We start from the raw sequence: 26,270 nt of genomic DNA on the forward strand, positions 1-26,270 counted from the left end.
CATTATAGCGACTGCTTCGCTCCCCGCAAGCCTTTTTTGAAGGCTTTTTCGAGGCTTCGAAAGCGGGCCAAATCGGCGTCGTTTTTCGAACCTCGGGGGCCGCTGGGATCCCCTTGAAGCGGCGCGCATTATAGCGACTGCTTCACTCCCGGCAAGCCTTTTTTGAAGGCTTTTTCGAGGCTTCGAAAGCGGGCCAAATCGGCGTCGTTTTTCGAACCTCGGGGACCGTCGGGAGCCCCTCTTGAAGTGGCGCGCATTATAGCGGCGACTTCGAACCTGGCAAGCGTTTTTTTCGCGACTCGCCAATGCATTTTCTGCATCGAGAGTGGCCACCTGCCGCACCGGCCAAGTTTGGCTAGCGCAAAAAAAACACCCTCTCGTAAGAGGGTGTTTTTATATGGCGGTGAGAGAGGGATTCGAACCCTCGATGAGCGTTAACCCATACGCCCTTAGCAGGGGCGCGCCTTCAGCCACTCGGCCATCTCACCGGACAAATTGTTGTCTCTCGCAGAGACCAGGTCAGATTCGCTGACCTGTCGGGGACTGAAAGGTGAATTTCGCTGTCCTCCGAAAGTGAGCGGCATCATACCAACGAGAAGGTAAAAATCAATGGGGAATCAATAACTTTTTGACCACAACCCTTCTTTTGATTGCTTTTTGAGCAAAGGATTTTTGGCGCCAATTTCTTCCGCTCGAGACACAAACGATCCAACAACAAAAAAGGCCAGCAAAGCCGGCCTTCTTCGTGTGCCCCACACATTCCATGGGGCCATACGCTCTTCCCTTCGTCAGTCCTGCGCGCCCTCCTCTGGAGCTTGCTTCTCGCGCTGGATACGCTGGTAGATTTCTTCGCGGTGCACCGCTACCTCTTTCGGGGCGTTAACGCCGATGCGCACCTGATTTCCCTTTACCCCCAGTACGGTGACTGTGACATTGTCACCAACCATCAGGGTCTCGCCAATCCGGCGGGTCAAAATCAGCATTACCTACTTCTCCTTGATCATCCTGTGATAGAGCAATCCGAATTCCTTCGAACAGAGCTCATGGACATCATAACCGGATTGCGAGGATTTTTGGCCTCCTCTGTATTGAGTATTGACCAGTCGATCAAAATCTCAACACGTCGGACTCCACGCCAAGTGACAAAATCGCTATGGAAACTGCCGCTCCGCCTCCGTTCCGGTTATAGGTCGCTTATGCCGCCGGCTTTTCGGACAACTCAAACTCGCTGTGCAGCGCACGCACGGCAAGCTCCAGGTAGCGCTCATCGATGATGACCGAGATCTTGATCTCCGAGGTAGTAATCATCTGGATGTTGATATTGTCTTCACCCAGAGCGCTAAACATACGACTGGCCACATTGGCGTGAGATCGCATGCCAACACCGACAATGGACACTTTGGCGATCTTGTCGTCGGCCACCACTTCCCGCGCGCCCAGCTCCTTCGCCACTTCCTCAAGCACCTCGCGGGCACGACCCAGATCGTTGCGATGCACGGTAAAGGTGAAGTCCGTGGTGCCATCCACCGCACTGATATTCTGGACGATCACGTCAACTTCAATGTTGGCCGCACCTACTGGCGCCAGAATTCGACAGGCAATTCCAGGGTTATCCGGTACACCGCGGACTGTCAGCTTTGCTTCATCGCGGTTAAAGGCAATCCCGGAAACTACAGGCTGTTCCATCTCGTTCTCTTCCTCATCCAAACTGATCAATGTGCCATCGCCATCCTCAAAAGTGGACAGCACACGCAGCGGCACCTTGTATTTACCGGCAAATTCAACAGCCCTGATTTGCAGGACCTTCGAGCCCAGGCTGGCCATTTCCAGCATTTCTTCAAATGTGATTCGATCCAGGCGCCGAGCGCTGTCGACCACACGCGGGTCAGTGGTGTACACACCATCGACGTCGGTGTAAATCTGGCACTCCGTTGCGTCCAGCGCCGCAGCGAGGGCAACACCGGTGGTATCAGAGCCACCACGCCCCAAGGTGGTGATATTCCCTTCTTCATCGACGCCCTGGAAGCCGGCAACCACCACGACGCGCCCGGCATCGAGGTCGCGACGCATCCGCTCCACATCGATTCGCTGGATTCGAGCCTTGGTATGGGCGTTGTCGGTGAGAATCTTCACCTGACCACCGGTGTAAGAGCAGGCATCATAGCCACGCTTCTTCAGCGCCATACTCAACAGGGCAATTGTCACCTGCTCCCCGGTGGAGACCAGCACATCCATTTCCCGCGGATCGGGCTTTTCCTGGATTTGATTGGCCAGGTCAATCAGGCGATTGGTTTCGCCACTCATGGCAGACAGCACGACTACCATGCCATGCCCCTGGGCACGGAACGAGGCGACCTTATCGGCCACGGCTTCGATACGCTCAATCGAGCCTACCGAGGTCCCCCCGTATTTCTGAACATACAGACTCATGAGTTTCAGTGTTTCCTTACTACGGCTAAAACGCGCTGCTTCATAGCGAAACGCAGCGCGCGCACAACCCGGATCGCCTAGCGCAACGCATGCGGCTTCCGGTCTCTGATACCAGGCTCCTGTTGGCGCTTAGCCAAGTGCCTCTTCGACCCAACCGCGGACGTCATCCAACATGGCAGGCAACGCGGATACGTCAGTACCGCCTCCCTGAGCCATATCCGGACGACCGCCACCTTTGCCACCGAGTTTGCCGGCGGCAAAGCGCATCAGGTCTCCTGCCTTGACCTTTTGGGTCAAATCCTTGGTTACCGCAGCAACGAGCGCGACTTTTTCGTCACCCGGCGCGGCCAGCAGGACAACGGCACTGCCTAGTTTGTTTTTCATTTGGTCGGCCAGATCGCGCAGGGACTTTGGATCCGCCCCGTCAATCGACACCGCCAGTAATTTGTGGCCCGCCACCTCAACTGCCTGAGTTGACAGGTCGCCACCCGCCCCACTGGCGAGTTTGGTTTTCAGTTGCGCCAGCTCTTTCTCGAGCTTGCGGTTATTGGCGAGCAGCTGCTCCACCTTGTCGGCAATCAGGTCCGGGCGGCTCTTCAGCAGGGCGGCGGTGTGCTCCAGGCGCTGCTGTGCCTCATCAAATAGCGCCAGAGCATGCGCACCGGTCACCGCCTCGATCCGACGCTGGCCGGAAGCGATTCCACTCTCACTGACAATACGGAGCAGACCGATATCACCAGTCCGCTTCACATGGGTACCACCACACAGTTCCACAGAGAAGGCGCTGCCGTCATCGATTTGCCCCATAGACAGGACACGCACGGTATCGCCGTACTTCTCGCCGAATAACGCCATCGCGCCTTTGGCTTTGGCCGTCTCAATATCGGTCTCTTGCGTTTCCACTGCCGTGTTCGCACGGATCTGCGCATTTACCAGAGACTCAATCGCTTGTAGCTGCTTGGGGCTGACCGCTTCCGGGTTGGAAAAGTCGAAACGCAGACGCTCGGAATCCACCAGAGAACCTTTCTGCGTGACATGCTCGCCGAGCACCTTGCGCAGGGCCGCATGCAAAAGGTGGGTCGCCGAATGATTCAGTGCCGTGGACTGACGTACTTCACCGGAAACTTCAGCCTCGACACTGTCACCAACAGACAGGCCGCCCTGCAGCACTTTACCCACATGTAAATGATGTGCGCCCTGCTTGGTACAGTCGGACACTTCAAAACGGCCGCTGCCGGCCTGTAGATAGCCGCTGTCACCCACCTGGCCGCCAGACTCGGCGTAGAAAGGCGTCCGGTCCAGAACGACAACGCCGTCTTCCCCTTCTTCAAGACGCTCAACCTGCTCGCCATCACGCACGAGGGCGACAATGACACCCGCCGCATCGGTGCTGTCATATCCGAGGAATTCTGTTTCGCCCTCGAGGGACAGCGCTTCGGTGTAATCGACCTTGAACTTGCCAGCATCGCGGGCCCGCTCACGCTGGGCTTGCATCGCCTGCTCGTAGCCTTCCATATCCAGAGTCAGGTCGCGTTCGCGGGCAATATCCTGGGTCAGATCGACCGGGAAACCGTAGGTGTCGTACAGTGTAAAGACCACTTCCCCGGGGATGACGCTACTGTCGAGCGACTTCAGTGCGTCCTCTAAAATCACCATGCCTTTGTCGAGAGTCTTGGCAAACTGCTGCTCTTCTTTACGCAGCGCATCCTCAATCTGTGACTGCTTTTCGCGGAGCTCGGGGTACGCGTCCCCCATTTGCTCGGCAAGTGTCGCAACCAGCTTGTAGAAGAACAAACCTTCCTGACCCAGCTTATGACCGTGGCGGACCGCCCGGCGAATGATACGCCGCAACACATAACCCCGCCCTTCATTGGACGGAAGTACGCCGTCTGCAACCATGAACGAGCAAGAGCGGATGTGGTCCGCGATGACACGCAGGGACTTTTCTTCCAGGTTGTTGCAACCAACAATTTCCGCTGCCGCCTTGAGCAGGGCCTGGAACAAATCGATCTCGTAGTTGGAGTGCACGCCCTGCATAACCGCGGCAATACGCTCCAGCCCCATACCGGTATCCACCGAGGGCTTCGGCAGCGCATGCAACTCGCCATCGGCGGTGCGCTCGTACTGCATAAACACCAGATTCCAGATCTCGACGTAACGATCGAGGTCATCGTTCTCGGAACCGGGCGGACCACCGGGCACATCTGCGCCGTGGTCATAGAAAATTTCGGAACTGGGGCCACAGGGACCGGTATCGCCCATCTGCCAGAAATTATCTTCATCCAGACGGGAGAATCGCTCAGCGCTCACGCCCATGTCTTTCAGCCAGATATCAGCCGCCTCATCATCGCTGATGTGCACCGTTACCCACAGCCGTTCTTCCGGCAGACCGAGCACCTCGGTCAGAAACTTCCATGCGAACTGAATGGCATCACGCTTGAAATAGTCGCCAAAGCTGAAGTTGCCCAGCATCTCGAAGAACGTGTGGTGGCGCGCGGTATAGCCAACATTCTCGAGGTCGTTTTGCTTGCCTCCAGCGCGAACGCAGCGCTGGGAAGAGGTCGCGCGAGTATAAGGACGCTTCTCCAAGCCCAAAAACGAGTCTTTAAACTGCACCATGCCGGCCGCAGTAAACATGAGGGTCGGGTCATTTCCGGGGATCAGAGAGCTGGACGGGACAATCGCGTGCCCCTGCTCTTCGAAGAACTTCAGAAAGGCGTCGCGAATCTCTGCGCTTTTCATCCAGGGTAATTCCAGTTGTTTAAGTCAATAGGTTGATCAGTGTCTGGCCAGTCCAGCCAGATCCTCTTCCCGCATCGGCCGCTGGGCCAGCAAATGGATATGCAGGTGAAAGACTGTCTGCCCGGCGCCGCGACCGTTGTTAACGATCAAACGGTATCCGTCGAGCTCCAGGCGGCGTCCCATCTCCGAGGCCACCCACATCAAGTGTCCCAGCAAGGGCGCATCATCGGCCTTTGCCTCTATAAGATTCACCAGCGGCTTGCGCGGGATAATCAGCAGATGGGTGGGAGCCTGGGGGGAGCGGTCCTTGATGACGATGCACCGCTCGTCTTCGTATAACAGGTCAGCAGGAATCTCACCCGCTATGATCTGGGAGAATACGCTGGGCGAAGACATGCTTACTTCTCCAGCTTTTCCTCGGCTGTCAGCTGCCGCGCTTCGGATTCCAGCATCACCGGGATGCCATCCCGGACCGGATATGCCAGCCCGCTGGCTTTGCACACCAGCTCCTGAGTGTCCTCTCGGTACTCCAAAGGCGCCTTACTTACCGGACAAACCAGCAGACTCAGTAATTTCTTGTCCATCATTCCACCCCACCAAATCGCCGCAGGCCCAAAAAAGACCGCGTATAGTACAACGGTTAGCAGGGCTTTTCACGGCTTCTGGGGTAATAGAAAGTCAGGAATAGACCGTAGCGTCAATATCGACTGGGGCGGCACGGCTCTCACGGTGCGTCTGCAGATGCTGCAGAAGCGCTTCCAATGCCTCAGGCCCGGCCTCCGGCTCATTAAATACTTCGTGGAAGGCGCCGGCAAAGGTTCGCTCAACCCGCTCCGCATTGGAGAAACGACGGAACCAGGCCAGCCCTTCGGCACTATCCACCAAAGGGTCCGCATCAGGGGAGAGCAACAGACAGGGAATTCGGATCTCGTCGAGGCGCTCCGACAGAAAGCCCCGCTCTCGCAGGAAAGAACTGAACCAGCGCAAGGATACACGGTCATGCACCAGGTCATCCTGGCGATAGGCCTCGATCACTGCCGGGTCATGGCTCAGGGCCGAAGGATCTACCCGACTGGAAGCTGTCAGCGGAGGAACCAGTCTGGCAAGCATCAGCAGCACCGCACGCTCCAGGCCCACTGGCTCGGACGCCCCAAGGAAAGCCGGTGCAGACAGGATCAGACTATCTACCCCGCCGTAGCGGATGACACAGCCGCAGGCGATCACCCCTCCCATGCTATGCCCGAGGAGATGCAGGGGCTTATCGGGGTTATCGCGCCGGACCATGCCTATAAATTCGCCGAGGTGGCCGCTGTAGCGGGCAAAGTCATCGATATGACCTCGCTTGCCGGCAGACTGGCCGTGACCGAAATGATCGGGCGCGTAAACGCTGTAGCCCGCCTGATTCAGACGCTGGGCCAGGCTTCGATAGCGGCCACTGTGCTCTCCCAGCCCATGTGAGATCACCACGACGCCGTGGGCACCTTCCACCCACCAGCGCCGAAAATGCAGGCCGTCGCCTTGTGCCAGAAACTGCATCGCCCCCACCTCTCTACGTTATTGTTATGGTGTTGTCGTTATTCTCGATCGACTACAAGGGTATACCGCGACTTACTGGCGCTCCAGTCCTTCTTCATATTCTCCCAGCATGGCCAGATGGTTAAGTCGGGACCGCTTGAGCAGAGCCTGCTGGGCCGCCGGTTTGGCACTCTCCTCGCCTCCCCATGCCTCCAGTGCCGGCGCCTGTAGCGCACGACCGTAGGAAAAGCTCAACTGCCAGGGCGAGTGCCACAACTGATTGATGGCATTCAGGTTTGCCGTGGCCTCCTCAGGCCCCTGACCTCCCGAGAGGAAATTAATCGAGGGGACAGCGGCGGGCACCATGCGACGGAGACTCCGCACCGTGTACTCGGCCACCTGCTCTGGCGGCGCCTTGGCACAATCCGCACCCGGCGTCACCATACTGGGCTTCAGCAGCATGAGCTCCAGAATGACGCCGTGACGATACAATGCATGGAACACGGCGTGCCACACGGCCTCGTTCACCTCCGCGCTACGCTCGATCGTGTGCGCTCCATCCATCAGGACTTCTGGCTCGACGATCGGAACAACTCCGCAGCCCTGGCAGGCCGCGGCATATCGCGCGAGCGCCTCCGCATTGGCGGAGATGCCAAGGGCCGTCGGGTTTTCCTCCGTAATCGGGTAAACCTCGCGCCACTTGGCGAACCGAGCGCCCTGCTGCTTGTATCCCGCAAGCCGCTCTTCGAGACCATCGAGTCCGAACGTAATCATGTCACCGGGCGCACCTGCCAGGGGCCCCTTGCCCTTATCCACCTTGATGCCCGGCACGATACCTGCGCTGGACGCAAGCTCCGGCAATGGCATACCTGATGCCGCCGACTGCCCCAACGTCTCCTCGAACAGGATCACACCACTGACGTAATCTCCCAACCCTTCTGCAGAAAGCAAAAGCTCCCGGTAAAAGCGCCGATGCTCCTCGGTCGACGCCACGCCAATCGAATCGAAACGCTTGGCAATGGTGCCACTGCTTTCGTCCGCAGCGAGAATCCCCCGGCGCCCATCGACCATATCTGCGATGGTGTCCTGCATTTCCGTAATGACACTCATAAACCATCTCCCTTTGCGCCCGAAGGCATCCATCCGCTGGTATGAAGAGAAAAGAATAGGACCCGAATACTAGAAAGTCCGGCAGGCCGCGACGGCTCGTTGCCAACCGTCCAGGAGTGCCGCGCGCTGGTCCTGAGTCATTTGCGGCACAAAATCCCGATCGATTTCCTGCAACCCTTCGGGCCTGCAGCCGGCGGACCAGGCACCGACACCAATGCCAGCGAGCATCGCGGCACCCACCGCGGTCGACTCAATTTGCCGCGGGCGCTCCACCCTGGCGCCAGAAATATCTGCCTGGAATTGCATCAGGAAATCGTTGGCACAAGCTCCGCCATCCACCCTCAGCTCATCAATTTCCACGCCGAGCGCACTGCCCATCAACTGGGCGAGATCATTGCTCTGGTAGGCGATGGACTCGAGGGTTGCACGAGTAATCTCCGCGCGCCCGGAACCCCGGCTCAAACCACATAACATGCCGCGTGCCGATGCATCCCAATAGGGGGCACCGAGGCCGCTGAATGCCGGCACCAGATAGACGCCTCCCGTATCCGGCACCTTGGCTGCGAGTGCTTCTGTTTCCGCGGCACTGGTAATAATGCCGAGCTCGTCGCGCAGCCACTGGACCGCCGAACCGGCATTAAAAACCGCTCCTTCCAGGGCGTAGACCGGGGCCCCCTCAGGGTCACAGGCGATGGTGGTCAGTAATCCGTCGGGCGCGACAGGCCGCTCGCTGCCGGCATACGCCAACATAAAACAGCCGGTGCCATAGGTATTTTTCATGCTGCCGGTTTCGGTGCAGCCCTGCCCAAACAGCGCGGCCTGCTGATCTCCGGCAACACCGCTGATTGGCACCTCAGCACCAAGAAACACATCCATATCCGTTGTGGCCAACACCCCGGCAGATGGTCGTATTTCAGGCAGGATGGCGCGTGGGCAAGCAAACAGGTCGAGCAGCTCATCGTCCCAGTCTTTGCGCTCAAGACTGTAAAGCAGCGTGCGACTGGCATTGGTATGGTCGGTGACATGTGCACGCCCGCCACTCAGCCGCCAGATTAGCCAACTGTCGACGGTGCCAAAACACAACTCGCCAGCTTGCGCGCGCGGCAGCAGCGCTGGGTGTTCATTGAACAACCACTGCAACTTCGTTGCAGAAAAATAAGCGTCCGCCACCAAGCCGGTTTTTTCCCGCAACCACTCCGCGCGACCGGCTTCTACAAGCGCCTCGCAAAGCGGAGCAGAGCGTCGACACTGCCAGACGATGGCCCGGTGAACCGGCTCACCGGTTTTCCGGTCCCAGACAATGGTGGTTTCACGCTGATTGGTAATCCCGATACCCGATAGATGATCGGCTTCCACACCCGCGCGCCGCAGTGCGGCAATGCAGACATTCAGGGTAACCTGCCAGATTTCTTCCGGGTCGTGTTCGACCCAGCCGGGATGCGGGTAATACTGGGGGAACTCAGAGTAACTGCGGCCAAGTAACTGACCCTGCAGATCAAAAACAAACGCGGTAGTGCCGGTGGTGCCCTGGTCGATGGAGAGAATCATGGGCGCTCCTCATTCTTATTCTCCATTCGAGTATATAGGTTTAACGGGAACCTGCCGCCTCCAGGGCGTATTGAATGGCATCAGAAGGAAAGCCGCGATACGCGAGATAGCGCTGGCGTCTTGCCCGCTCCTTGTGCATCACTTCGCGAGGAAGAGACGGGTCGAGCGGTACCCGAAACTTCCGCAGCAACTGCTCTGCAGCTAGCGTAAACCAGTCGGCTTCCAAGGCTGCCAGTACATCGGCTACCAGAGGATCGGCAATGCCGCGCTGCCGCAGGTCCATTCGAATACGCACGGGGCCTTGCCCCCTGAGCACTCTGGAGCGCGCGAATACCTCAGCGAAACGCCGGTCACACTGATAGTTGAGCTCCTGCAAACGCAGGAACAGCGTATCAAAGTCGGCTTCGGGGAAACGGGACGAGAGCTTCTGCTGAAGCTCGAGACGTGAGTGCTCACGACGGGAAAGCAACTCAAGCGCTGCGTTAAACAGCGCCTGAGCAGGATCGGGTTCAGAAAACACGTAGGAAAACTATGCTAAAGACCAGAGATTAGCCCTCCGGGGCTTCTTCCGCTTCTTCAGCGGCAGGGACAACATCACCCAGCAGCTGGGCGCGCAGCAAACCTTCAATCTCTTCACGAACCGCCTGATTCTCTTTCAGGAATTTGACTGCATTGGCCTTACCCTGGCCAATTTTGTCGCCTTTGTAGCTGTACCAGGCGCCGGCCTTGTCGACCAGACCAAGCTTCACGCCGTAATCAACGATTTCGCCCAGCAGGTTGATGCCTGCCCCGTACATGATCTGGAATTCGGTCTGGGTAAAGGGCGGCGCTACCTTGTTCTTGACGACTTTCACCCGGGTCTCGTTACCGACAATCTCATCCCCTTCCTTGACGGCGCCAATACGGCGGATGTCGAGACGCACAGATGAGTAGAATTTCAGCGCGTTACCCCCGGTCGTGGTTTCAGGAGAACCGAACATCACACCGATCTTCATTCTGATCTGGTTGATAAATATACACAGGGTGTTGGTGTTCTTGATGTTACCGGTCAGTTTACGCAGGGCCTGGGACATCAGGCGAGCCTGCAGACCAACATGGGAATCCCCCATTTCGCCTTCAATTTCGGCGCGAGGCGTCAACGCTGCTACGGAGTCAACAATCAGAACATCCACCGCACCGGAACGCACCAGCATGTCGGTGACTTCCAGAGCCTGCTCACCGGTATCCGGCTGGGAAACGATCAGCTCATCAACGTTAACGCCAAGCTTTTCGGCATAAATCGGATCCAGCGCATGCTCCGCATCCACAAATGCACAGGTACCGCCATTACGCTGAGCTTCTGCAATAACCTGCAGGGTCAGGGTGGTCTTACCAGAAGATTCAGGGCCATAGATTTCAACGATTCGGCCGCGCGGCAGGCCACCGATACCCAGCGCAACATCGAGACCCAGGGAGCCGGTGGAAATCGCCGGAATACGCTCGCGCTCTTTATCGCCCATGCGCATCACAGTGCCCTTGCCGAACTGGCGCTCGATCTGTGAAAGCGCCGCCTGAAGTGCCTTGTCTTTGTTGGAGTCCATGACCTTACCCGTGTACTTAAGCATTGATTGTTGGGGGCAAGCTTAACGAAGGATTACTGTATAAGCAACCAGTAATCTGATTTGGCGATCATTGCTGCCAAAACGTACATTTCGCACAAAAACCACTCAAACCTCATGGGACTCCACCACCCGAAGAACACCACGCAATGCCTCGACCACCGTTTGATGCTGCACCTCTGATCTTCCCCCCACAAAGTGCCAGCAACGGGCATCGATCTCCATGGGCTCCTGGCCCTCCGCATGGGCGATAGCGATCCACACAGTGCCGACCGGCTTTTCTTCAGAGCCGCCGTCGGGTCCGGCAACCCCGCTTACCGCAACGGCGATATTGGCGTCCATCAACATCAGCGCCCCACTCGCCATCTGACGAGCGACCTGCTCGCTGACCGCACCAAATTGATCAAGGTCGCCCTCGGTCACCGACAGCAGGTCACGTTTTATACGATTGGCATAGCTCACCACACTCCCCTCGAACCAGGCCGAAGCACCGGCAACTGAGGTGATCGCCGCGGCAATGGCGCCCCCGGTGCAGGACTCCGCTGCAGTGACGGTCCAGCCCCTCACGTCCAGCGCCTCCCCCAGCTGCGCTGCCAGATTTGTCAGGTCCACCATGGCCACAGTCTCTCGTCTTCTATCAATAAAGAAGCCAGCATACCGGCTTCTCCATTTCAGCAACATCGCGTTTGCGCCGGTAAGCGACCGCAATAGCCGACGGCGCAGCGACACATCTGCCGCCCGCGACGATGGAAGGCCAAGTTCGCAAGACAATTCAATCGGGAAAAAAACGGGGGGCAAAGCCCCCCAAGAAGCCAATTCGTTCGGAAGGGGAATTCCAGAATTGGAAGGTTCAAGGTGAAACCCGGTGGAGAATCCCGGAACGTCTTGCGCCCCAACCCTCACCGAGAGTTGTCCAGCAGACCAATGATCCAAGAGAAATCATTATTTGATGCAGACCGGACATATCGAATATATTATTCATTATTCAGCAGATCAACCCTCTGCTCGAATAAATAATTCCAAGGGGTGCGTGGAACGCCGGAAAATAAGACCGACGTGCAGCGGGACTATCGGCGGTGCCGATGGCACTCTGCTTGCGCGCACAGGGGGCGAAAGTTACCAATACACCCCTTAGCGACGAACCAAGAATGACCAGGCGGGCGAATTCCCGCTGACAACGCGAGCGTAATTTAATGGAGCTGCAGTTTACCGGACTGGACTGGGGAATCTTTGCCGCCTACCTGGCGATGCTGGCGGGGTCCGGCTGGTACTTTAGTCAGGCAAGATCGCAGGATTCGAGGGATTACTTCCTCGCCCATAACAGCATGCCCATGTGGATGGTGGCCATCTCGACGCTGGCTACCACCCAGTCGGCAGCCACCTTCCTTGGCGGTCCGGACATGGGTTATCGGGGTGACCTCACCTACCTCTTTACCAATCTCGGCGCAGTGATGGCCGCCGTCTTTGTTGCCCACTACCTGGTGCCGCGCTTTTATGCCAACAAAGTGACCACGGTCTATGAATTGCTGCAGACCCGCTTCGGGGAATCCGCCAATCTGTCTGCCGGCTCCATGTATCTGCTCGGACGGGTTTTTGCCAGCGGTGCACGTCTGTATATGGCTGCGATTGCGGTGTCGATGATCCTGTTTAACGACATCGCAGCCAACAACGTGATCACTGCCGTGGTGCTGTTAACCCTAGCCGGGCTGCTGCAAACCCTGATCGGTGGCGTTCGCTCCGTCATCCAGAGCGACGTTTTGCAGTGCATGGTGTATGTCTCTGCCGCGTTCGCGGTTGGCGGGGTTTTGCTCTGGCAAATCCCTGCAGACCTGGGCCAGATCCAACAGGCCCTGGCCTCCCCCGCCTCTGGTGAAGCCTCCAAGCTAACGCTGATTGATACCAGCTGGGACCTCAGCAAACCATTCACCCTATGGACCACCTTCACAGGATTCTTGCTGCTGAATATTGCCGCGTTTGGCATGGATCAGGATGTCACCCAACGCCTGCTGACCTGCAAGACGCCCCGCGACGGTTCCCGTGCAGTGCTGTACTCGGTCATTATGGTGGCGCCAGTCATGGCCGTGTTTATGGGTATCGGCTTGCTGCTGTACGTCTTCTACCAGAGCCCAGAACTGATGGGCGGCATGGCGGTCTCGCAACCGGAAGGGGGCGATGTCACCGTCTTTATGCACTATGTCCTGCACGAAATGCCTGCCGGCCTCCGCGGCCTGGTCACCATCGGCGTGATTGCCGCGGCCCTTTCCACCCTGAATTCCAGCCTGAATTCCATGGCCAGCGTGCTCACCGAAGACCTTTACAGAAAGTGGCTTTCCGTCAAAGGTATCGAAAAATCCCCGGGACACTTTGTGATCGCGGGACGCTGCGGCATGGCGATCGTTGCTGCAACGCTGGCCGGCATGGCTGTGCTCTGCTTCTTCTGGCAGCAATTCAGTAACCTGCCGCTCCTCACGTTTGCACTTTCGGTCATGGTCTACGCCTACTCCGGCTTGCTCGGGGTGTTCTTCACCGCAATGTTCACCCGACGCGGGAACGCGATCAGCACGATCCTGGCACTTATTGCCGGGTTCCTGGTCACCCTCCTCATGGAACCGTGGATGATCAGCCGGTTGACCGGCAGTGCGGAGCCGATCCTGATTGCCTTCACCTGGAAACTCTGCCTTGGCACGCTGGTTTCCTTCGCTGTATGTGCGCTGGGCAAACCTGCATCACAGAATGTCGAGTCCACAGCGAAGGAAGTCGCGGCATGACAACGTTTTATCTGGGCATTGATGGCGGAGCGACCAAGACGCTTGCGAGGCTCGGCCGGCGCGAGCGACTTGAGGACGATGCCTTTAACCAGGTATTGAGTGAGGTGCGCGTAGCAGGCAGCTCGCTGACACATGATCGTCCGGCCGCCATTAATAATCTGGTGGCAGTCTGTAAACAGTTGCTTACCCGCCAACCGATCAAGCCACAGCAAATCACCCTGGCCTGCGGCGTTGCCGGAGCCGGTAACCCGACGGCCTCCTCGCAACTTAAAGCGCGCCTGGAGCAATTAGGGTTCGCGCGGGTGATCGTCACGTCGGATGCGCAAACGTCACTGCTTGGCGCCGGTGCGGGCATGCCGATCGTCACCGTGGCGATTGGCACCGGCTCGGTGGCCATGCGCCTGGACCGCGACGGCTCTATCCATCAGGTGGGCGGTTGGGGACTCGCAGTTGGCGACGAAGGCAGCGGCGCGGCCATCGGCAAAAGTGCGGTGCGCGCATTACTGTGGGAACTCGATCTGCAGGGGCGCGCCTCGAGCCCCTTGAGCCAGCTGGTCATGCGAGAAGTCGGCACCCGTCGCTCGGAAATTCTGCCCTGGCTCCAGCAGGCCGGCGCATGTGAATACGCCGCCCTCGCCCCGATCATTTTTGCCCATGAAAGCCGATGCGACACTGCCAGAAGAATCATTCTCGAGACCGCACGGCAGGTGGACCAATTGATTACCGCGGCCACCAATGGTGCCGACCTACCGCTGGCCATTCTCGGGGGCCTGGCTGAAAAACTTGGCCCTTACCTGTCAACCGACCATCAGGATCGACAGATCCCTCCTCTCGGTACTTCACTCGACGGTGCCTGCATGCTGGCCCGCAACGAAGCCGCCATACCATTTTGTGAACTGCAGTGAAGCACCCAACAACAGCTGCTCTTAAAGCGTGAAAAGGATTCAACACCCGACCATGGAACAGACACTCATTCAGGAACTGTCGAGCTTAACCAGCGAGGCACGCAACCCCGATACCTGGGATATTGACCTGTTAAGCACCGACGAAATCCTGGAAAAAATCAATGGTGCCGACCGCGCTGTTCCTGCAGCGGTACAGAATGAACTGGCAGCCATTGCCGAGGCGGTCGACTGCATTGTGCAGGCCTTTCGCGAGGGTGGCAGATTGATTTACATGGGAGCGGGCACCAGTGGTCGGCTGGGAATCCTCGATGCAGTCGAATGCCCCCCAACCTATGGCGTTACCGAAGATATGGTAGTTGCGCTGATTGCCGGCGGAGACCAGGCTGTTTACCGCGCCCAGGAAGGCGCCGAGGACAGCCCCGAACTCGGCGCACAGGATTTGCGCGATATTCAGCTGAATGACCGCGACCTGGTTGTTGGCATCGCCGCCAGTGGCCGCACCCCCTATGTTATCGGCGGGCTGCGTTATGCGCGACAACTGGGCTGCAAAACCGTGGCCGTGTCCTGTAACCGTCAGGCAGCGATAGCCGGCGAAGCCGACATCGCAATCCTGCCGGAGGTGGGGCCCGAAGTGCTCACCGGCTCAACCCGCATGAAAGCCGGTACTGCGCAAAAGCTGGTGCTCAATATGCTGACCACCGCCAGCATGATTCGCATCGGCAAGAGTTATCACAACCTGATGGTCGACGTTAAGGCTACCAATGAGAAGTTGGTCAGCCGAACCCGCCGTATCGTCATGGAAGCAACCGGAGTGGAATTTGCAGAGGCCGATGCAGTGCTCGAGCGCTGCGGACATAATGCCAAACTGGCCATCATGATGATCCTGAGCGGGCTCGAGCGGGATACCGCGGAGCGCGCCCTCGAACAATCGAATGGCTTTCTGCGTCTCGCCCTGCAGCAGCTCGAACCCGAAATGCCAGCGCGCGAAGAGGCAGAGACCGAGCCTGCTTGATCGCTGTCAGTCTGGCAGAGTGAAGAAACGGGGCAGAGCCCCGTTTTTTATTGTCTGCGTTATCAATGCCCGTGTCGAAACATTGCCATGCAATGTAAGAGCGGACGACATCCGGCCGCTGCACCACTGAACAGCATCCGCCTCGTAGCAGTTGAATACCGCGGCCATCACCACGTTTTCACAGGCAAAAAAAAGGCGGGTCAACAGACCCGCCGTAAAGGAAAACAGTAACTTACGCGTTTATCGCAGTCGCGATTAACCGAACTGGTTCATGGTGTTGTCTTCACCTGCCGCCAGCAGCGCAGCTTCACCAGCAAAGTATTCTTTGTGATCGTCACCCATGTCGGAACCGGCCATGTTCTGGTGCTTAACGCAGGCAATACTCTGACGAATTTCCTTGCGCTGTACGCCAGCAACATAGCCCAGCATGCCTTGGTCACCGAAGTACTCCTTGGCCAGGTTGTCAGTCGACAGGGCCGCGGTGTGGTAAGTCGGCAGAGTGATCAGGTGGTGGAAGATACCCGCTTCACGTGAAGCGTCTGCCTGGAAGGTACGGATCTTCTCGTCGGCAGCCGCAGCCAGCTCAGTGTCGTCGTACTCGGCGCTCATCAGGTTGGCGCGGTCGTAAGCGGATACGTCCTTACCTTCTTCAGTCCAGGCATCAAATACCTGCTGGCGGAAGTTCAGGGTCCAGTTGAAGGACGGGCTGTTGTTGTAAACCAGCTTGGCGTTCGGTACGACTTCACGCACACGGTTTACCATGGCTGCGATCTGGCCCACGTGAGGCTTCTCGGTTTCGATCCACAGCAGGTCGGCGCCATTCTGCAAAGAGGTAATGCAGTCCAGTACAACGCGGTCTTCACCGGTACCTTGGCGGAACTGGAACAGGTTGCTCGGCAGACGCTTGGGACGCAGCAGCTTGCCACCACGGTTAATCACCACGTCACCGTTATTCATGTCAGCAACGTCAACTTCTTCACAGTCCAGGAAGCTGTTGTACTGATCACCCAGGTCGCCCGGCTCGTTTGTCACGGCGATCTGCTTGGTCAGGCCAGCACCCAGGGAGTCGGTACGGGCTACGATTACACCATCGTCAACGCCCAGCTCGAGGAACGCGTAGCGAACAGCGCGGATCTTGGCGAGGAAGTCCTCGTGAGGCACTGTTACTTTGCCGTCCTGGTGGCCACACTGCTTCTCGTCGGATACCTGGTTTTCGATCTGGATCGCACAAGCACCGGCTTCGATCATCTTCTTGGCCAGCAGGTAAGTGGCTTCCGCGTTACCGAAACCAGCATCGATATCGGCAATGATCGGCACAACGTGAGTCTGATGGTTATCGATCTGGTTCTGGATGTCCTTGGCTTTCACTTCGTCGCCAGCTTCACGGGCAGCATCGAGGGCGCGGAACAGACCACCCAGCTCACGGGCATCAGCCTGGCGCAGGAAGGTGTACAGCTCTTCAATCAGGCCAGGTACAGAAGTCTTCTCATGCATGGACTGGTCGGGCAGCGGGCCAAACTCAGAGCGCAGAGCAGCAATCATCCAACCAGACAGGTACAGGTAACGCTTGTCGGTGCTGTTGAAGTGCTTCTTGATAGAGATCAGCTTTTGCTGACCGATGAAACCGTGCCAGCAGCCCAGAGATTGGGTGTACTGGGCGGTGTCGGCGTCGTAGTCAGCCATGTCTTTGCGCATGATCGCAGCGGTGTACTTGGCGATATCCAGGCCGGTCTTGAAGCGGTTCTGAGCCTTCATCCGAGCAGCGTACTCTGGGTTGATGGCGTTCCAGCTACTGCCATTGCTCTCGATCAGATTGGTCAGCTCAGCAATATCATTCTTGTACTGTGACATGATAATCCCTCTCTAAAAATGCTTGCGGTTAGAACAACAGCCACCGCGCCCCGATGGCCGTCAGCCGTTATTGGGATGCATCTTAATGAGGGGCATCGCATAATTGAAGTAAATAGCGCTTATCTCCGCTATTCATAAAAAGAATAGACGAATTTGGAGAACTACCGCGCCAGCCCTGAATCGGGGGACGCAGCCTGGCTAAGGCACTCAATAGTGGCTTCAATTGTCATAGTGTGTATTCCCACTATTCACCAGACAAATATTAAGATTTTGGGATAATTCGGACATTAACGGCCAAAAACGCCGAATTTCTGCCCTGCCAGTAACAGCAGTACGACCGCAATTAACGATTCCTGACGACGCGCATTGAACGCGCAGTTTCCAAGCGCCAGCGCACACACACAAAAAAACGGGGCAATGCCCCGCTTTTTTGCCATCCGAAAACCGACCGGTCAGAAAGCACCGGTGGACGCTTCATTCAAAGATATGCATCCACAAATCATCCCCCGTGCCATTGTCATTCACGGCATGCTCAAAGGCGGCTTTCGGATAACGCACGGACTCACCGGAGACGTCTGAATCGTACGCCCCCCATTTCTGCAGATTCCAGCGACCAAATGGATCGTGCACAGTGTAGAAGTCCCCATCATATCCAGTCACAACCACAATATGCCCCGACTTGGTAAACCACCCATGGATAATGGTGGGAATGCCCCGCCCGGCCAACTCCCGCAATTCCACGAGCGTGCCCTGCTCCGTGCCCACATTACGCAGCGAACTGCCGGCCTCTTGTGCCAGCGTGTTAAATCCCTCTTTTAGCGCCGGTACCGTCTGCAGGACACCATCAAATCGCTGGTAAATATAATCGGGCGTGCGCAGGCCGAGTTCTTTGGGGTCGGTGATACCAAAATAGTCTGTCACCATCGCCAGCGACGTGATCGAACAGGTGCGAAGCGGCTCATTTTGATTGTCATTCTGATTCCAGTAGGGAACCGAACGCTCGCTTTGTGCAGGAGCGCTTGCAAGTGAAGCCGTCTGCACCCCAAAAACCAACAAAAGTGCCACAACGAAGCGACCGAGTGAATCGCCCAAATGGCCCCAGAGAATCGCCAACACCATCACCTCACACTTTCCAGATCACCCGACGCTGGTACATTTGCCACATGACCCAATAGAAGCAGGCCAGGCTACTCAGGGCAAACGCCAGCGAACCACCATAGCCCCCAAACAACGGCTGATATACCGTGGTAAACAACCAACCCTTGAGGGTTGAGTCGCCGACCGGAATCATAATCAATAGCCGACCGACCACTCCGGCCAGCATAAACAGCGCAATCGCATTCACCCCAAACACCAGCAATGGTGCCAGGCCACGCCTGTGCTGGCGGATATCGGCAAGGATATAGAGAAGCGCCAGTAGCAGCAGAGAAACCCCGGCCGTTACCAAGACAAAGCTGGGAGACCAGAGCGCTTTGTTAATAGGTACCCACGGATGTATCAACTGCCCCGCCAGCAACAGCACTACGCCCGCTGCAGCCCACAAACGGGTAAGATGCCACTGGCCAGCCGCCTCCGTACCGCTATGCTTCCACGCCAGACCGGCAAGCACCCCCAGCAGGCATGTCGAGACCGAAGAGACCGTCGTAAGCAATCCTTCCGGGTCAAACGCGAACGGTTGCGCACTCCGGTAATAGAGGTGTTCCCGTCCCAGCAGTAACTGGTCCAGCCAGGCAGAGAAATGATTACCGTGCTCGAGCAGACCGTGAAATACCTGGCCATCCGGAGCCTGATAGGGTACCAATAGCATCAGCAGCCAGGGTACCAGGCAGCACAGTATCGCCGCGACGACCAGCCATTTGACCGATAACCAGCGCACCAGGTAGCAACAGGCCAGGTATACAATCGCGATGCGCTGCAACACCCCCATCCAGCGAATACCCTCGAGCCGGTCTTCAATCCAACTGTAGGATGCGTCGCGAAAATTGTAGAAAAATACCGCAAGAAAAATGCCCAGACCAAATAACTTGGCGGCGCGTGTCCACTGTGCGAGACCAACGGGTGGAAACGCACCACTGCGCCCGCTAGACAACACCAGCGAAACCCCCACGACAAAAAGAAACAGCGGAAAGATCACGTCGGTGGGGGTCCATCCATGCCATTCGGCATGTGCCATCGGTGCATACACATAAGACCAGCTGCCCGGGTTATTCACCAGCACCATGGCCGCGATCGCCAGTCCGCGCAGCAAATCGACGGACATCAGGCGCCCCTCGGGCACCTGGGTAAGAATTTGATCCAGATGGGTTTTCACGATGATCAGTGTTCCGGATAAAGAAGGTAAGGTTGACGCTGCCTGGAAAACGCTTCGAGTCCTGGTTGCCACGACGCGCGAATTTGCGCTTCGGTGTGCCCTGCCATTACCGCCTTGCGCAATTTGTCCGTGCCCGCCAATTTATCGAAGAATGCCGCACGGGAGAAAAACGCTTCTGGCTCCTCTCCCGTCCTTTGGCCCCAGGCAAGCAGAGGCTGCAAGCTAAAGCGGCCACGCGAATCGCCGCCCCGCAAATCGTCTCCACGCAACAAAATCCCGTTGTGCTTGGGGTTTTCGCTGGCACCGGGTACCGGGCGCGGCGTAAAGGTGTACTCACCAACGATGTCTGCGGGATGCCCCAGAACCTGGAATGGCGCTTCTGTACCCCGACCAACGCTGACAGTGGTCCCCTCAAACAATCCCAACGACGGATACAGCCGGATCGACAGGTCATTGGGAAGATTCGGGGAAGGACGCACCGGTAGCGAATAGGTACTCTGGTGCGTGTACCCCTCGACCGGAATAACGGTCAGTTCACATTGGGCAGCGTTTTCCAACCAACCCTCTCCATTGATCATTTGCGCCAGCTCACCCACGGTCATGCCATGCACCAGCGGAATCGGATGCATACCGACAAAGCTCTGAAACTCCGGCTCCAGAATCGGGCCATCCATGTAGTCGCCATTCGGGTTGGGCCGGTCAAACACCATCAACGGCACACGATGATCGGCACAGGCTTGCATCAGGTAATGCAGGGAGCTGATATACGTATAAAAACGGACCCCGACATCCTGGATATCAAACAGCAACCAATCCAGTTCTTTGAGACTTTCTGCCGTTGGCGAATATTTGCCACCGTATAGCGACACAATCGGCAGGCCAGTGGGGCCGTCGACACCATCCAATACTTTACCCCCGTTTTCCACGTCGCCACGGACCCCATGCTCCAGCGCAAAAATCCGCTCGATGACGACATCCCGGTCTCGCAGAAAATCAATGATGTGGTCATCACCGACCCGGGAGGTCTGGTTAACGACGAGGCCCACCTGCTGGCTTTCCAAAAGCGGAAGATACAGTTCGGGCTGTTCCGCTGCCGTTCTGATTGCACTACTCGCTGCGACCGCAGCGCCGCTGGCGCACTGCACGATCAGGACCACCAGAAGTGGCCGGATGCTTTGTATCACCTTTATCTTCTCCCTCTGTTTCATTAGCGTACCGGGACATCAAAATACGTATCGGGCCAAGCTTCCGGCTTGTAGGTGTAATGCCACCACTCCTGAGCATAATTTTTGAATCCATGTGCGGCCATCGCCGCACGCAACTTGAAGCGGTTTTCGCGAGCCTCGATGCTCGCCAGCGGGTACTCGGTTGCCGATCGCTCATCCATAAAATCGAAGCCGGTCCCCATATCTACCAGCTTCCCGCTCGCAAGCTCATACAAGCCAAGATCCACGGTGGATCCGCGGCTGTGGCCCGAGCGCTCGGCAATGTAACCACGCTCGAACATCAGGGCCTTGTCTTCACGGGGATAAAAAGCCGCTTTGGTGCTGAAGTCTTCTGCAGCGGCGGCCCAGCGTACAAAATGATTCACCGCACGTTGTGGCCGGTAACAGTCGAACAGTTCGATACCCAGCCCCTGTTCGCCCAGAGCTTGCGCGACCTCACCCAGAGCCATTGCTGCAGCGGGAGCCAGCAGACAACGATTGGCTTCATAACCATCCAGCGGCTCTCCCACCAGGTTGTCAGCGGTGACATAACGCATGGCCACACGAATGTTTGGCCCCGTGACACTGACAAACTGTGGCGCCTCCTGGTCACCCGGGGATGCCACCTCCAGTGCAGCCGGTCGAACCGGAGTCTCCAATGTGTTTGAACAGGCACTGCTTACCAGGCCTATCGCCACGAACGCGGCAGCGCGAAAGACGCTACTCAAAAACTTGTCCACGTTGTTCCCCTTGAGCGCGCAATGTCCGGCTCCCTATCCATTGTTAAACGACTCGCCTCGGCTCTGCAGCCGATCAGCGGGCAGCGGATTCCAGCTCTTGAACCTTGTTTTCAAGATCTGCCAATCGGGCCTCAAGATCCCTGACTTGAGCGCCGTTTGAGCGTGTGAACAGCGTCTCCAGGCCAGTGATCTGCAAAAACAGCACGGCGCCAATTCCGCCGAACAGGCCCCACCATATCAATTCAACCGGTTCCATCGCCTCTCCCCATTCTGGTCAATATCCGCGCACAAAATGCCCAGGTACCAGTACTGTCAGCTGCGCCTCAAGCCAGGATTCACCCGAGGCTACATAAAAAATTCCATAAAAACCACGACTTTTGAATCAATTATTCCTACAATCTCTATCGACCCTAATTGAGTATTTTAACGCCACGGTCAGTACCGTATTCTGTGGCAAAGTTACCCGGCAGGGCGAGGCAAAACCTATCGCCCGGGCCGATTGACTTTATCTCGCTGCTACCGGTGACCCCGTTAGACTGGGGTTCATCGCCATTGGCTGGGGCCCCGCCCCGCCTGCACAGCACACAACGCTAATAAAGAGCCGTATGAAGACTTCCCCTGACCGCTGGTTCAATCTGCTCAGCCTGCTTTTTGTCGCCATGATGGGCGCGTCCATCCTGACCCTTCTGCCCCTCTGGGTGGGCGGTCTCAGTGACCAGGGCAATTTCAGCCAACAGCAAATCGGCTGGCTGGCCGCTGCCGATGTGGTAGGCATCTTCCTGAGTTCGGCGTCCGCCCTGTTCTGGGTACGTAAAGTACACTGGCGCACGGTCACGCTGGCAGGCCTCGCCCTGTTCCTGTTGGGCAACCTGGCGAGCCTCGCGGCCAGCGATTTCGTGGCCTTAATGCTTGTGCGTATCATCGCAGGCATGGGCTGTGGTTCTGCCTACGCCATCGCACTGGCCGGCCTGGGCGACCATCGCAGACCGCCAATGGCCTTCGGACTGATGGTTTCCGCCCAGGTGGCCTTCGGCACCATCGGTTTCTTCATAGTTCCGCGCATTATGGAAGACCTGGGAATCGCCGGTTTCTTCCACTACCTGAACGGCTGGCTCGTGGTCGCCCTGATTCTGGTCGCGCTGGCTTTCCCTGGCTCAGATAAAGCGAGCTCGTCAAACGATTCCCGCAGCCTGGCAGGACTGTTCAATACACGTTCCATCCTGGTGTTTGCGACGACCGTGGTTTACTACTGTGGTGTCTCCGCCGTGTGGGCATATTTCGAGCGTATCGGTGTTGGACTGGGACTGGAAAGCGCAGCGGTTGGGGATATTCTCGGTATCGGCTTCGCCATCAGCGGGCTGGGGTCGCTTGCCACGCCCTGGGTGAGTGGCAAGATCGGGCGTATTCCTGCCCTCGTGACGGCCTTAATGACACAAGTCGCCACTATGGCCTGCCTCATTGGCAGTACCAGCGTCGACGCCTATTTGCTGTATGCCGCGACTTCAATCATCTTCCAGTTCTTCTGGAGCTTCGCCATTCCGTTGCTAATGGACCAGTTCAACCGGGTCGACGACACCGGCCGCTTTATTGTGCTGTGCGCCAGCGCGTTTAAGGTGGGCGAAATTCTGGGCCCGCCGCTCGCAGCCGCACTGATTACCGAAACCGATTTCTCCGGAGTGCTGTGGCTTGGTATCGGCTGTATGGCAGTCGCCCTCGCGCTGGCGATTACGACTGAACGCGGCAGCGACGCCTCTGCTGCCAACGCGCAACCCGCCGGAGAGCCTGCGTGAGCTTGCAGCGCCTCGGCTGGATCTTCACCGCCTGTTTAACCGGCGGCCTGACCACGACCGTCATTGCCGAAGCGGACCCCTTCGCGCGGCTCAGCCAGACAGACCTGGACCTGGGCCACTACCGCGCCGCCAATGGCAGGCCTGCGGCCAGCTACTGGCAACAACAAGTGGACTACGACATTCGTGTGGATCTCGACCCTCGGCGCAACGCCATTCGCGCTACTGCTCGAGTGCGCTACCACAATCACTCGCCGGACACGCTGCATTATTTGTACTTCGCGCTGGACCATGACGCCCTGCAGCCAGATTCCGCCGCGAGCCTGCGCTTGCAGGCAACCCCGGGTAACACGCGCGATAAAATCGCTGCCCGCGCCAACGCCAGGGGATTTCAACTGCACTCGGTGACCGCACAAGGTAAACCGATTGTCACGCAGCAGAGAAACACATTGCTGCAGGTCGAGTTGCCAACCCCGTTGGCCACAGGCAAATCACAACAACTGGAACTACAGTGGTCGCTGCCGCTCACCAACAAAGTCGCCACCGGCGCGCGCAGCGGCTTTGAGCAGCTCTCCGATAACAGCCCGATCTTTGTGGCTGCGCAGTGGTTCCCGCGCGCTACGGCCTATACCGATTACGCCGGCTGGCAACTGAAACCCTTTTTACAGCAGGGTGAGTTCTCCACCGAATTTGGCAACTATCAGGTCACGATTACGGCACCGGCAAACTTTACCGTTGCCGCCAGCGGGCAATTGCGAAATGCCGAGAAGGTTCTGGATCGGGAGCAACTGGAGGCCTGGCGCAGCGAGTCCACACAATCAAGGTGGATTGTCGACGCGCAGCAAGCACAGGCTCAGCGTGCGCAGGGTGTCAGCAACAGCACACGTACCTGGGAGTTTTCAGGGAAACAGCTACGTGACTTTGCGTTTAGTGCCTCACCCGCCTTCCAGTGGCAAATGCGTAAAGACGCGCTGGGGCGGCGGCTGCACCAGTTTTTCCCGGCGGAAGGTGCGCTGCTGTGGCAACCCTTCGGTCTTGATGCGATAGCGCATACTCTGCAGGTTTTTGACAGCGCCCTGCTCCCACTGCCCTACACCGATATCAGCATTGTCAATGCGGCCGGTATTGGTATGGAATATCCCGGCCTAGCCACGATTGCGACGCGCCCGGAACGTGCGCAAAGTACCGAAACGCTCCCCGCGTGGGATGCCCTTACCAAATACGACTTTATCGGTAGTGTCATCCACGAGGTCGGGCACAATTATCTGCCGATGGTGATCAATACCGATGAACGGGAATGGGCCTGGCTGGACGAAGGCCTGATCAGCTTTATCGAATATCGGGCGGAACACAGCTGGGAAGCCAATTTCGATGTCATTTACGGCGAGCCCAGGTCAATTGCGAAATACACGGCGGGTACTCAGCACCAGCCCATCATGACCAGTGCCGACAGCCTGCATCGCAAAATCGATAACGCCTACAATAAAACCGCGAGCGTCCTGAACACCCTGCGGCACCTGGTACTGGGCCCGGAAACATTCGACCCCGCGTTGCGCGCATTTGCCGAGTCCTGGCAGGGCAAGCGGCCAACGCCCGGGGATTTTTTCCGCGCAATCGAGACTACTGCGGGCACCGACTTAAGCTGGTTCTGGCGCAGCTGGTTTTATACCAACGCGACTATCGATCTGAGCATCATCAACCTGTCGCTGAACGATCACCCCCTCGAACTGGTACCAGTGGATACCCAGCAAATACGCGAGAACAACTATTCCGCTCCCCCGGCCCTGGCGTATACCGCCGGTGGCATCCGCACCTTCAGGGTCGATGCCCAGCCCGAGCTGGCTGACGCCTATACGCGCCCATTGCCATCGGTACGCGCTGCAAGCATTCCACTCGAGACTAATAGGGAGTCCGCAACAAACTGGTACACGCTCAGTATTGCCAATCAGGGTAACGGCATCCTGCCCGTCCCCATTGAGCTGTATTTCCAAAACGGACAGCGACGCGCATTGACCCTGCCAGCCCAGACCTGGATGCGTGCGGACGCAAACATCCTGACGATTTCTTTTCCGGTTTCAATAGAAAGCACCGTCACTGGCATCTGTCTGGATCCCTTGTGGCTGTCGCCAGACATTCAAAGAAATAACAACTGCGTCAACATCACTTCCACCAAGTCAGTAAGTAACTCATGAAAGCTCAGAAAAAACGCTCATTGACCCGCATCCTGATGCTCACTGCGCTATTGCCCATTGCGGCCTGCGCAAAGCCGGACGCTGCCGCCGGCAAAAATATGGCAGAGAAGCTCATTGCGACGGCGCTCCCCTGGGAAAATCAGGAATATCGCGTCGGCAAGGCGGAACAATGCATGAACTGGACCCGCGAGGTACTGGTAGCCGCTTGCGGTGCCCATTTCGCCACGCTTGAGACCCAAAATCCCTGGGACAAACATTTGCTGGGTCCCGACGACAAACTCCTACCGGAACATGTGGACTCACTGGCGGCTGATGAATTTGGTAAGAAAATCGTCCGTATCGAAGATCTTCAGGCCGGCGACCTGGTGTTTCTGAAAAATACCTACGGCAACTGGGCGGATGGGGTACTCACCCATGTTGGCATTGCGACGGGCGACGGCAACTACATCCATCGCATGACCTCCAACCTCGGCCTGGTGAAGATCGAATCGATCCCGGCTGAAGACTTTGACTCCGGCATTCGCTTGAAGGAATCCCTATGTCACTCCGAGTAAAC

The 26,270-nt window shown here is 57.4% G+C and carries 24 protein-coding genes and 1 tRNA gene; 6 read left to right on the top strand and 19 right to left on the bottom strand.

Annotated elements, in window-relative coordinates; all coding sequences use genetic code 11:
* Positions 1 to 398: 398 nt before the first annotated feature.
* The 13 genes from ACXAD0_RS14960 to ACXAD0_RS15020 form a co-directional block, all read right to left on the bottom strand.
* Positions 399 to 488 (bottom strand) — tRNA-Ser (locus ACXAD0_RS14960).
* 129 nt (positions 489 to 617) lie between these two features.
* Complete coding sequence (locus ACXAD0_RS14965) at positions 618 to 773, bottom strand: hypothetical protein (protein ID WP_475089359.1); 156 nt, start codon at positions 771 to 773, stop codon at positions 618 to 620.
* A gap of 15 nt (positions 774 to 788) precedes the next feature.
* On the bottom strand, positions 789 to 983 hold the full coding sequence (csrA, locus tag ACXAD0_RS14970; RefSeq protein ID WP_475089360.1) for a carbon storage regulator CsrA: 195 nt from the start codon (positions 981 to 983) through the stop codon (positions 789 to 791).
* Positions 984 to 1,194: 211 nt separating this feature from the next.
* A complete protein-coding gene (locus tag ACXAD0_RS14975; protein WP_475089361.1) occupies positions 1,195 to 2,430 on the bottom strand; it encodes an aspartate kinase in 1,236 nt (411 codons plus the stop codon).
* Positions 2,431 to 2,559: 129 nt separating this feature from the next.
* Positions 2,560 to 5,172, bottom strand: a complete 2,613-nt coding sequence (gene alaS / locus ACXAD0_RS14980) for an alanine--tRNA ligase (RefSeq protein WP_475089362.1) — start codon at positions 5,170 to 5,172, stop codon at positions 2,560 to 2,562.
* A gap of 36 nt (positions 5,173 to 5,208) precedes the next feature.
* The gene (locus tag ACXAD0_RS14985; protein ID WP_475089363.1) at positions 5,209 to 5,568 is read right to left on the bottom strand and encodes a histidine triad nucleotide-binding protein; all 360 of its coding nucleotides are present in this window, start codon (positions 5,566 to 5,568) and stop codon (positions 5,209 to 5,211) included.
* A 2-nt stretch (positions 5,569 to 5,570) separates the two neighbouring features.
* Entirely contained in the window at positions 5,571 to 5,759 is a 189-nt protein-coding gene (locus ACXAD0_RS14990; protein ID WP_475089364.1) for a Trm112 family protein, read from the bottom strand.
* A gap of 91 nt (positions 5,760 to 5,850) precedes the next feature.
* The gene (locus ACXAD0_RS14995; RefSeq protein ID WP_475089365.1) at positions 5,851 to 6,708 is read right to left on the bottom strand and encodes a lysophospholipase; all 858 of its coding nucleotides are present in this window, start codon (positions 6,706 to 6,708) and stop codon (positions 5,851 to 5,853) included.
* Positions 6,709 to 6,780: 72 nt separating this feature from the next.
* Positions 6,781 to 7,797, bottom strand: a complete 1,017-nt coding sequence (locus tag ACXAD0_RS15000; RefSeq protein ID WP_475089366.1) for a class I fructose-bisphosphate aldolase — start codon at positions 7,795 to 7,797, stop codon at positions 6,781 to 6,783.
* 69 nt (positions 7,798 to 7,866) lie between these two features.
* Positions 7,867 to 9,345 (bottom strand): glycerol kinase GlpK, encoded by a 1,479-nt coding sequence (gene glpK, locus ACXAD0_RS15005; protein ID WP_475089367.1) that lies wholly within the window; start codon positions 9,343 to 9,345, stop codon positions 7,867 to 7,869.
* Positions 9,346 to 9,385: 40 nt separating this feature from the next.
* Positions 9,386 to 9,865, bottom strand: coding sequence for a regulatory protein RecX (locus tag ACXAD0_RS15010; RefSeq protein ID WP_475089368.1), 480 nt, complete (start codon positions 9,863 to 9,865; stop codon positions 9,386 to 9,388).
* A gap of 28 nt (positions 9,866 to 9,893) precedes the next feature.
* A complete protein-coding gene (gene recA, locus ACXAD0_RS15015) occupies positions 9,894 to 10,925 on the bottom strand; it encodes a recombinase RecA (protein ID WP_475089370.1) in 1,032 nt (343 codons plus the stop codon).
* Between the two features lie 126 nt (positions 10,926 to 11,051).
* The gene (locus ACXAD0_RS15020; protein ID WP_475089371.1) at positions 11,052 to 11,558 is read right to left on the bottom strand and encodes a CinA family protein; all 507 of its coding nucleotides are present in this window, start codon (positions 11,556 to 11,558) and stop codon (positions 11,052 to 11,054) included.
* 578 nt (positions 11,559 to 12,136) lie between these two features.
* On the opposite strand from ACXAD0_RS15020, the gene ACXAD0_RS15025 reads away from it, so the two are divergent.
* From ACXAD0_RS15025 to murQ, 3 genes are read left to right on the top strand one after another with little or no spacing between them, the layout of a single operon-like run.
* Positions 12,137 to 13,711 carry a sodium:solute symporter gene (locus tag ACXAD0_RS15025; RefSeq protein WP_475089373.1) on the top strand — a complete coding sequence of 525 codons (1,575 nt, stop codon included), beginning with the start codon at positions 12,137 to 12,139 and terminating at the stop codon, positions 13,709 to 13,711.
* On the top strand, positions 13,708 to 14,616 hold the full coding sequence (locus tag ACXAD0_RS15030) for a glucosamine kinase nucleotide-binding domain-containing protein (protein ID WP_475089374.1): 909 nt from the start codon (positions 13,708 to 13,710) through the stop codon (positions 14,614 to 14,616). Before ACXAD0_RS15025 ends, ACXAD0_RS15030 begins: the two co-directional genes overlap by 4 nt.
* Before the next feature lie 52 nt (positions 14,617 to 14,668).
* Positions 14,669 to 15,628: an N-acetylmuramic acid 6-phosphate etherase gene (gene murQ / locus ACXAD0_RS15035; RefSeq protein ID WP_475089375.1), complete on the top strand. Its 960-nt coding sequence runs from the start codon at positions 14,669 to 14,671 to the stop codon at positions 15,626 to 15,628.
* Between the two features lie 255 nt (positions 15,629 to 15,883).
* Here the strand turns inward: murQ and ACXAD0_RS15040 are convergent, their stop codons facing one another.
* From ACXAD0_RS15040 to ACXAD0_RS15065, 6 genes are all read right to left on the bottom strand, one after another.
* Entirely contained in the window at positions 15,884 to 17,479 is a 1,596-nt protein-coding gene (locus ACXAD0_RS15040; RefSeq protein WP_475089376.1) for an isocitrate lyase, read from the bottom strand.
* Between the two features lie 474 nt (positions 17,480 to 17,953).
* Positions 17,954 to 18,592, bottom strand: coding sequence for a C39 family peptidase (locus ACXAD0_RS15045; protein WP_475089377.1), 639 nt, complete (start codon positions 18,590 to 18,592; stop codon positions 17,954 to 17,956).
* 10 nt (positions 18,593 to 18,602) lie between these two features.
* Entirely contained in the window at positions 18,603 to 19,790 is a 1,188-nt protein-coding gene (locus tag ACXAD0_RS15050; RefSeq protein WP_475089378.1) for an acyltransferase family protein, read from the bottom strand.
* A gap of 5 nt (positions 19,791 to 19,795) precedes the next feature.
* Positions 19,796 to 20,974 carry an exo-beta-N-acetylmuramidase NamZ family protein gene (locus ACXAD0_RS15055; protein WP_475089379.1) on the bottom strand — a complete coding sequence of 393 codons (1,179 nt, stop codon included), beginning with the start codon at positions 20,972 to 20,974 and terminating at the stop codon, positions 19,796 to 19,798.
* A 23-nt stretch (positions 20,975 to 20,997) separates the two neighbouring features.
* On the bottom strand, positions 20,998 to 21,621 hold the full coding sequence (locus ACXAD0_RS15060) for a M15 family metallopeptidase (RefSeq protein ID WP_475090396.1): 624 nt from the start codon (positions 21,619 to 21,621) through the stop codon (positions 20,998 to 21,000).
* Between the two features lie 187 nt (positions 21,622 to 21,808).
* Positions 21,809 to 21,991, bottom strand: a complete 183-nt coding sequence (locus ACXAD0_RS15065; RefSeq protein ID WP_475089381.1) for a hypothetical protein — start codon at positions 21,989 to 21,991, stop codon at positions 21,809 to 21,811.
* A gap of 349 nt (positions 21,992 to 22,340) precedes the next feature.
* Here ACXAD0_RS15065 and ACXAD0_RS15070 point away from each other — a divergent pair, with 349 nt between their 5' ends.
* From ACXAD0_RS15070 to ACXAD0_RS15080, 3 genes are read left to right on the top strand one after another with little or no spacing between them, the layout of a single operon-like run.
* Positions 22,341 to 23,525 (top strand): MFS transporter, encoded by a 1,185-nt coding sequence (locus ACXAD0_RS15070; protein ID WP_475089383.1) that lies wholly within the window; start codon positions 22,341 to 22,343, stop codon positions 23,523 to 23,525.
* Complete coding sequence (locus ACXAD0_RS15075; protein WP_475089384.1) at positions 23,522 to 25,714, top strand: M1 family metallopeptidase; 2,193 nt, start codon at positions 23,522 to 23,524, stop codon at positions 25,712 to 25,714. Before ACXAD0_RS15070 ends, ACXAD0_RS15075 begins: the two co-directional genes overlap by 4 nt.
* Positions 25,711 to 26,268, top strand: a complete 558-nt coding sequence (locus tag ACXAD0_RS15080) for an NlpC/P60 family protein (protein ID WP_475089386.1) — start codon at positions 25,711 to 25,713, stop codon at positions 26,266 to 26,268. The genes ACXAD0_RS15075 and ACXAD0_RS15080 overlap by 4 nt, the downstream gene beginning before the upstream one ends.
* Positions 26,269 to 26,270: the final 2 nt, after the last annotated feature.

This window comes from Microbulbifer sp. ABF4_148 (assembly GCF_056158985.1).